Origin of the sequence: Bradyrhizobium sp. Tv2a-2 (genome assembly GCF_000472425.1) — a bacterium.
Classification (GTDB): Bacteria; Pseudomonadota; Alphaproteobacteria; order Rhizobiales; family Xanthobacteraceae; genus Bradyrhizobium.
The window spans coordinates 1-6,945 of sequence record NZ_AXAI01000065.1; the positions used below are offsets into that span (position 1 = coordinate 1).

Genomic DNA, 6,945 nt, shown 5'->3' on the forward strand with positions numbered 1-6,945 from the left:
GCCGACACGCTCGCCAACCACGCGCGTCGAGAGCCCAGCCTCAAGGCTCAACCTCACAATCTCGCGCACCTGGCGCATGATAACCCTCCTCGTCGGCATCCAATTCTCCAAGCTGTTTCCAGTCGGAGAAATGGCCCAACGATCAGGCCTCACACCATCGAAACTGCGCGCGATCAAATCGGAATGCTGCGCGGAGAATGCTCGGAATGCTGCGCGCGATCATTTCGGAACCCTGCGCGCCATCAACTCGGTACGGTGCGCACCATCATCTCGGAATCCGCATCCATAAGCACGTGTGTGCCTCCAAGGGCACATTTGCGTCAGCTTCTGCTTTGCTTTCCGATATACGGGACAGCAATGATGCCGGAAATCGATTGTGCTATCGAAGCTGCGCTTCATCTCCACCTGGCTGCAAGCGCCCGCCTGCACCTGCTACACCAGCAGGCCCAAAGCTCTCAAGTCTTTGGGGCGGTCGATTGAAATTTGGCGGATGCCCGCGCCACGGCACCCGGGCGTGGGCCATTTTCCGTTCGAAAAGCCCACTTCTAAGAAGGAAAAGGCTCGGGTCAAACGCCCACGAACATCGTTACTAGCGGATCGGGACCGACCTGACGTGAGGCGTGCCCATGAACGTTCTTGTCGAAAACGGCGCCAGACGGAAGAACGTTTGCCGAAAAGAAGCAGTCGCCAGGTTTGAAGAGGCGAGAACTCCCGTCTCGCAAGGTTATTTCTAATTGCCCCTGCAGAATCACAACCCATATCGGGCTGCTCGAACAATGGAAATCGTAGTTATAGCCCACCGGGCTACGACGGATTCGATAGTTACTGCACGGAGACGCCTCCGATAGTTGAATCTGCGGCGTGCCTTCGGTGAGTTGGATCGTTTCCTCGCGAAAGCGCGTGCGGCCGTCGGTGTCAGTAAATAGAATGATTTTTTTAAATCCGCTCATGACCGCCTCATGGTGACACAACAATTTGCGTCAGAACCGTATCGATGTTGCATCCGGAACGCGCTGTCCGGTCTAGCGCGATGTCGAAAGCATCACCCAGACTATAGCGGTCTCTTGAAACGCCCCGATCGGAACCGAATCTTCTGGTTTGGACGACCGCAGCAGTCTCTTCGCTGGCTTCTCGATGCCGTGCGCCAGCGGAAGAGCGCCAGCCGGAGAAACCGTCAGAATAGGAGATGTAGCGGCGGAATACTGCACCGGGTCAATTCTTGACGTCAGCACTGCAAGTTGATCCGAGATCCGCTTTGGATCCGTCTGCTGAGCATCAATGCCCCGGTTAAACCCCGCGAGAGGTCGATCGCGCCTTGATTTCGAGATTTTTATCTCGACGGCCTGGCGCAAGTGTCGCTCAATATCGGAGCGAAACCTGCGCAGGGACGCAATCGTCGGCTAAGAAACGAGAGGTTCTGGTAGCGCCAGACCATAGCACCGCGCGCTGATCATCGGCTTACTCGTGTCAATCGGGTCGCAAGGTCGGATCTAGTAACCCAAATCTAGATTAACCTCACGCCTCAGTGGCTTTTCCGTCGCAAAGTCCACCAAGTTCTCAATACCCCACTGCAGATACCCCTCCAGAACGTCATCGGCATTTGCTGCTTGGTCGTTAGAGCAGACTACGTTTGGAAGCTTGTGAACCTCCAAGCGTGGCAAGAAGCTGATCGGAAAGGCTCTCCCAAATTCATACCGCTGCCAGGCATCTGACGCGTAGCCACGCAAACGACCGGACGTAAGCGCCTCATAGAGGGGTTTCTCTTGAACCAGATTTCCACGAGCGATGTTGATGAGGAAGGCAGAGGGCTTCATAGCAGCTATTTCAGCCTTACCGAAGAATTGGAAAGCCTCCTTTGTATTGGGAGTTGCTAGAACGACATAGTCACATTTCGCAAGCACTGAGTGCAACTCGTCGACACCGTGCATTGAATCTACGTGTTCTACGGGCCGATCTTTGTTGCGACGCACGCCGAGAACGCGCATGTTGAAGCCTTTCGCACGCTTAGCAATCTCGCTGCCGATGCTTCCAACGCCGATCACGCCGATGGTGCGACCATTCAGCATGGCTGAACGATATTCGTCTGCAAATAGAGGAAAGAGTCGACGCCCATCTTGGGCTACTACTTGATGCTTGAATATGGTCTTCTTAGCGAGGGCAAGCACGAACATCATCGCCTGCTCCGCGACCGCAATCGCATTCCCACCCCGAATGTTTGCGACCTTGACGCCGCGCTGCTTAAACAGCGAGAAAGCACCTATGTTGGCGAGGTCGTCGCAGCCAGAATGCAGCCAAGAAAGCAGCTTAAGCTTGTCTGCAATTTCCAAGAGGCCTCTTGGAAGAGCCCAGCCGATGAAAGCATCTGCGTCGCGAGCGTGCGGCTCCAACTGCTGGTATGTGCTCTCAAAGCGAGAGAAGTAATCGCCTTCTGGTGCCACGATTTCCGTGCCACGCGGCAGCGCCTCTCTTATCTTGCTAATCTCATCCTTGGTCGCATGCCACAAGCAAAGGACTTTCATGGCCCCGTCTCTCCTTGGTAGTTTTAACCCTAAATGCCGCCGGGAAACACTACGAGGACTTTAACGCCGAATTTCACCGATGAATGCCATCAATCCATGGAAATTCTGCACATCCGCTTGGAGATCAGACGTTTTTTGCACCAACTCCACGACATGCACCTCAATACGAAGCGGATGTGAGCCCACCGGCCTTTGGCACTCGGCGCAAGAACTACCCCTTTGCGGACTCCGAACAGCCGCCTCGCTCCGCGGCTCTGTGACCCGAAAAGAGCGCCTACTATGAATCTGCGAATTGCGCGATCAAATCGTCAGCCACGTCGGCAGCGTTGAAGGTCCTCAAAAGTCGGCCTTGGACGCGGGATTCAGGCGGCAGCGCGTGCCTCATTGCACAAATCCATTAAGGAACATGATTACAATTTCGTGGAAGGCAATTGATCGTCGCTGATCCCGCTCGACCTACCGCTCTGAAGTCAGCGATCCCAGAGCGAGCTTCAGCATGTGTATTTGCATAGGCCCGAAAAGTGGACTGGCGAGGTTCAGCGTGGACCATCGTCAGCTGGCAGGAGGACTCTAACCGGAATGGCTCTCTTCCACGATCCGTTCGGCCCTTCGCCGCCGATGTCCACCGAAGACTACACCAAGCTTGCGAAGCGCAAGCTGCCGACAATGACCTGGCCCTATCTGTCGAGCGGCGCGGACGACCTCGTCACTATTCGCGACAATCGCGAAGGGTTCCGCAAATGGCGCCTGCGCGTACGCACCCTGACTGGCGCCAACAAGCCCGAGCTCAAGACCAACTTTTGCCGGACGAAGCTGGCGCTGCCACTAGCGCTGGCGCCCACCGGCATGGTGGGCCTAGCGCATTGGACAGGCGATGTGGCGGTTTCGAAAGCCGCCGAGTTATCCGGCACGCGGCACGTGCTTTCGACGGCGGCCTCTTACAGCATAGAGGAAGTGGCGGAGGCCACCGAGCTTGACCACTGGTTCCAGCTATACCCCTTCGGCGACAGGGACAAGGCGACGGAGCTTATGAACCGCGCCGCCTCCGCCGGATATACTGCCCTGTTCGTTACGGTGGACGTGCCGATCCTGGGCAACCGCGAAGCCGAGCGGCGCTCGGGCATGACCATTCCCGCGGAATTCAGGCTCGGCAGCATACTCGAGGCCGGCCTGCATCCTGCTTGGTGGTGGAATCTACTCGTACACAGGAGAACCGCTCCGATCCACTATGTGGCCGGACGCCGCTCCGCTGTCGCCGGCGCTATCGAAGCGGTGCGTGCTCAACAGCGTTACATGCAGGGTGACCTCAACTGGGATGACGTCGCCTGGATGCGCGACCACTGGAAAGGCCCGTTCTACGTCAAGGGAATCATGGACGCTGATGATGCGGCCAAGGCGGTGGACGAAATCGGCGCCGATGGGGTGGTGGTCTCGAACCATGGCGGTCGCCAGCTCGACAGCTGCCAAGGTGCCATCGACGCCCTGCCGGCGATCGTCGATCGAGTGGGAAACCGCTGCGAGGTGCTGCTCGACGGCGGCGTGCGACGCGGTAGCGATGTGATCATCGCGCTTGCGCTGGGCGCCAAGGGCGTCTTTATAGGCCGACCTTATGTCCATGCGCTAGCAGTCGGCGGCGAGAAGGCAGTGCGGCACGTGATCGACATCTTTCGCGAGGAGTTGCACCGCAACCTGATCCTGATGGGTTGCCCGAGCGTCGCAGCGCTCGACCGGTCTTGGCTGATTCCGGCATAGGAGCGCCAAACGCACGCGCCAACTTACCTCAAGTCGCAGCGCTCAAGCGCCCGGCAACGCTGCCGGGCGGACCTGGACCGACCAGAGATGGCGCCTTGCTTGGAGTCCAAAAGGCGTCTGGATCAGGTTTATCCTTGGGAAAGGCCGCCTTTCACTGAGGGATTGTTGGGGCGTCAATCATCCTCGAAATGGCGGCTACTGAACTCATGGTGCGGTCGGCGGTTCGCTCTTAGTGAGAGGGCTTCTTTCGACGCATCAGTCTTTGTGCTCTCTCCTGGAAGCGCACACAGGATCAGCGTTGAGAAGTTGCGTCGGCTAACAATGAGCATCGGGAAATTCGAGATCATCTTTGCGGTGTGTTCAAGCATCGTCCTTGCATTGAGCGCAGATAAGGCTATCGGGGGCGGCACGATCCGGAAAAGCGGGTCGCCAGCCCCCCTGTTTGGGCAAGTGATGCTCTTACCTAAATGTGCTTCCAGTTAGCCACCTTTCTTCTGTGTTCGGATTGCGCCGTGCCGGAGTAACTGAGACGCTAACCCAGGGAGCTAACGCCGAAAGTGCGGAAGATCTCACGTTGCCCACTGGGGCTTCAGAAGCTGCCGAACCTCTGGGGACGCCAAACGTAGATTTCGGGTCGAGACTCGCGGGATTGCGAAAGGCGTGAGCGTCGGACTGTGTTCGCAGAAACGCACCGCCGCCGGACAAGCATCGTGATCAAGCGACGACCTTACCGACGAGAGGCAGCACGAGCGTATCGTCTTGCCGCCATGCCAGTTCGACGGGCTCGCCTGGCGTGAGCGCGCGGCGCCCTGTCCTTGTGAGCTCCTGTGCTACGACTGTGGCATTCCCCTCGAGGCGCACGTAGTGCTTGATGACGCCGCCGAGGATGATGGAATCGATGGCCGTGCCCTTTATCCGGTTATCAAAGCCGTTTGCTTGCTGTTCCGGACGGAGAATATTGACATTCTCCGGCCGGACCATCGCCTTGACCTTTTGCCCCGGCGCCGCGAACGCGGCGGGCCTGGTCCAGATCTCGTCGCCGGAGCAGAGTGCGACCTTGAGGGTTTTCCCCATTTCCTTCACGGTTGCTTCCATCAGGTTCGAATCGCCGAGGAAGTTGGCCGCGAAGCTGGAGCACGGCTGGAAATAGAGCTCCTCCGGCGACCCCATTTGTTCGACCTCCCCGTCGTTCAGGAGAATGATGCGGTCCGACATGGTCAGCGCTTCCTCCTGATCGTGGGTAACATAGAGCATCGTGATCTTGAGCTCGGTATGGATGCGCTTGAGCTCGAGCTGCATCTGTTCGCGCAGCTTCTTGTCGAGAGCACCCATGGGCTCATCCATGAGAATGATCGAGGGGTTATAAACAATGCAGCGTGCAATCGAGACACGTTGCTGCTGGCCGCCGGAAAGCTCCTGCGGTTTCCTGTTTGCTATATGGGGGAGCTTGACGAGATCCAGAACCTCCGAGACCTTCTTCTTGATTTCGGCCGACCTCATCCTCCGCACGCGCAGTGGAAACGCAATATTCTCGAAGATGGTCATATGCGGCATGAGCGCATAGTTCTGGAACACCATGCCAAGTCCCCGCTTGTTGGCCGGAATGTCGGTGGCATCCTTGCCTGCGATATGGATGCGACCGGAGCTCGGTGCAATCATGCCGGCGATGAGATTGAGCATCGTCGTTTTGCCGCAACCTGAGGGACCGAGCAAGGTCACGAACTCCCCCTCTTCGACCGAAAGGTCGACCTGGTGAAGAGCCACCACGTTGCCATAGCTCTTGTTGACTTTCTCGAGACGCACCATCGTCATCTATTGCTCTCCTGGCGCTCAGGCTTTCTTTTGGAAGGCAGCGCCGATGAGGCAGATGATCAGCGACAGCACGGTAAGAAACGTAGACACCGCCGCCAGCACGGGCGACTGCTCCCATAGGATGCTGGAGAACATTTTGACCGGCAGCGTCGCGGTGTCTGTCTTCGAAATGAAGTACGCTATCACGACCTCGTCGAATGACATGAGGAAAGCGAAGAGGCCTCCCGCGAATATGGCCGGCCGCAGGAGCGGCAGCGTGATCTGAAAAAAGACTCGCAGCGGGCCGGCGCCCATAATAGTCGCCGCCGTTTCGAGCCTCTGGTCCACATGCCGAAGGCCTGCCATCGAGGTCACGAGTACGAAGGGGGTGGCGTAGACCGCGTGGCCCAGAACCAGCGACAGCTCCGATCCCAGGATGCCAAGGCGCGCGAAGTAAAGATAGAGGCCGAGCGCGATCACGATCAGCGGGACCATGATCGGGGACAGAAGGAACATGGCGATGTACTTCTTTCCCGGATAGTTGCCCCGCACTATGCTGTACGCCGCTGGCACGCCGATGGTCAGTGACACTACCATCGTGCTGACGGCTACCCGGAAGCTCCGCCAGGTCACATCCATCCAGTTGCTTTCGAAGAAAAACTTCTTGAACAGCTCGGTGGAGAACGACTGGGGAGGAAAGATCATCTCNTGGGCGTTGCCGAACGCCATCGGAATCACGACGAAGTNCGGCATCATCAGGAAGACATAGCCGAACCATGCCGTGACGGATAGAAGCACGGCCCCCGCGGTGCGCCTGGTGCCTATCGAGTGAGAGCGAGCGACCATGTTAGTGCGCGCCCCCGAAGACCTGCCTGCCGCCTGG

Annotated in this window: 5 protein-coding genes; 1 reads left to right on the forward strand and 4 read right to left on the reverse strand. The window is 57.9% G+C overall.

The features are described 5' to 3' along the window. Nucleotides 1–566 precede the first annotated feature (566 nt). Nucleotides 567–950, reverse strand: coding sequence for a cupin domain-containing protein (locus tag A3AI_RS0141450; RefSeq protein ID WP_024521078.1), 384 nt, complete (start codon nt 948–950; stop codon nt 567–569). A gap of 540 nt (nt 951–1,490) precedes the next feature. Continuing rightward, a complete protein-coding gene (locus A3AI_RS0141455) occupies nt 1,491–2,519 on the reverse strand; it encodes an NAD(P)-dependent oxidoreductase (protein ID WP_024521079.1) in 1,029 nt (342 codons plus the stop codon). A gap of 579 nt (nt 2,520–3,098) precedes the next feature. Between A3AI_RS0141455 and A3AI_RS0141470 the strand changes: the two genes are divergently transcribed. Then, nucleotides 3,099–4,271: an alpha-hydroxy acid oxidase gene (locus A3AI_RS0141470; RefSeq protein ID WP_024521080.1), complete on the forward strand. Its 1,173-nt coding sequence runs from the start codon at nt 3,099–3,101 to the stop codon at nt 4,269–4,271. A gap of 714 nt (nt 4,272–4,985) precedes the next feature. Here the strand turns inward: A3AI_RS0141470 and A3AI_RS0141475 are convergent. After that, entirely contained in the window at nt 4,986–6,083 is a 1,098-nt protein-coding gene (locus A3AI_RS0141475; protein ID WP_024521081.1) for an ABC transporter ATP-binding protein, read from the reverse strand. Nucleotides 6,084–6,101: 18 nt separating this feature from the next. Beyond that, entirely contained in the window at nt 6,102–6,908 is an 807-nt protein-coding gene (locus tag A3AI_RS0141480; protein ID WP_036051709.1) for an ABC transporter permease, read from the reverse strand. Nucleotides 6,909–6,945 lie beyond the last annotated feature (37 nt).

Excerpts from the sequence above, each read along its gene's own strand:
- A3AI_RS0141475 (WP_024521081.1), bottom strand. The coding sequence starts at position 6,083 with ATGACGATGGTGCGTCTCGAGAAAGTCAACAAGAGCTATGGCAACGTG.
- A3AI_RS0141455 (WP_024521079.1), bottom strand. The coding sequence starts at position 2,519 with ATGAAAGTCCTTTGCTTGTGGCATGCGACCAAGGATGAGATTAGCAAG.
- A3AI_RS0141450 (WP_024521078.1), bottom strand. The coding sequence starts at position 950 with ATGAGCGGATTTAAAAAAATCATTCTATTTACTGACACCGACGGCCGC.
- A3AI_RS0141470 (WP_024521080.1), top strand. The coding sequence starts at position 3,099 with ATGGCTCTCTTCCACGATCCGTTCGGCCCTTCGCCGCCGATGTCCACC.